This window comes from Kribbella sp. NPDC050459 (assembly GCF_040655315.1).
In the GTDB taxonomy this organism is placed as follows: domain Bacteria; phylum Actinomycetota; class Actinomycetes; order Propionibacteriales; family Kribbellaceae; genus Kribbella.
Map to the genome: position 1 here is coordinate 1 of NZ_JBFAJQ010000029.1, position 1,069 is coordinate 1,069.

Below are 1,069 nucleotides of genomic sequence, written 5' to 3' on the forward strand. Positions count from 1 at the left end.
GGCCGGCGAAGCTTTGAACTTAAGCGCCAGTAAACGGCGGTGGTAACTATAACCATCCTAAGGTAGCGAAATTCCTTGTCGGGTAAGTTCCGACCTGCACGAATGGCGTAACGACTTGGGCGCTGTCTCAACCGTGGACTCGGCGAAATTGCATTACGAGTAAAGATGCTCGTTACGCGCAGCAGGACGGAAAGACCCCGGGACCTTTACTACAACTTGGTATTGGTGGTCGGTACAATTTGTGTAGGATAGGTGGGAGACTGTGAAGCTCGGACGCCAGTTCGGGTGGAGTCATCGTTGAAATACCACTCTGATTGTTCTGGCTGTCTAACTTTGGTCCGTTATCCGGATCAGGGACAGTGCCTGGTGGGTAGTTTGACTGGGGCGGTCGCCTCCTAAAAGGTAACGGAGGCGCTCAAAGGTTCCCTCAGCCTGGTTGGCAATCAGGTGTCGAGTGTAAGTGCACAAGGGAGCTTGACTGTGAGACAGACATGTCGAGCAGGGACGAAAGTCGGAACTAGTGATCCGGCGGTGGCATGTGGGAGCACCGTCGCTCAACGGATAAAAGGTACCCCGGGGATAACAGGCTGATCTTCCCCAAGAGTCCATATCGACGGGATGGTTTGGCACCTCGATGTCGGCTCGTCGCATCCTGGGGCTGGAGTAGGTCCCAAGGGTTGGGCTGTTCGCCCATTAAAGCGGCACGCGAGCTGGGTTTAGAACGTCGTGAGACAGTTCGGTCCCTATCCGCTGCGCGCGCAGGAGACTTGAGAAGGGCTGCCCCTAGTACGAGAGGACCGGGGTGGACGAACCTCTGGTGTGCCAGTTGTTCCGCCAGGAGCACGGCTGGTTGGCTACGTTCGGGAGTGATAACCGCTGAAAGCATCTAAGCGGGAAGCACGCTTCAAGATGAGGTCTCCCACCGGGTTAACCGGGTAAGGCCCCCAGTAGACCACTGGGTTGATAGGCCAGAAGTGGAAGCGCCGTAAGGTGTGGAGCTGACTGGTACTAATAGGCCGAGGGCTTGTCACACACACCACACCTAGGGTGTGGAGTGTCCAAAGATTTG

General features: G+C 56.1%; 1 rRNA gene. It reads left to right on the forward strand.

Going from position 1 to position 1,069, the window contains the following annotated elements:
* A 23S ribosomal RNA gene (locus AB0I12_RS42450) occupies window positions 1-1,032 on the forward strand; the annotation flags it as partial.
* Window positions 1,033-1,069: the final 37 nt, after the last annotated feature.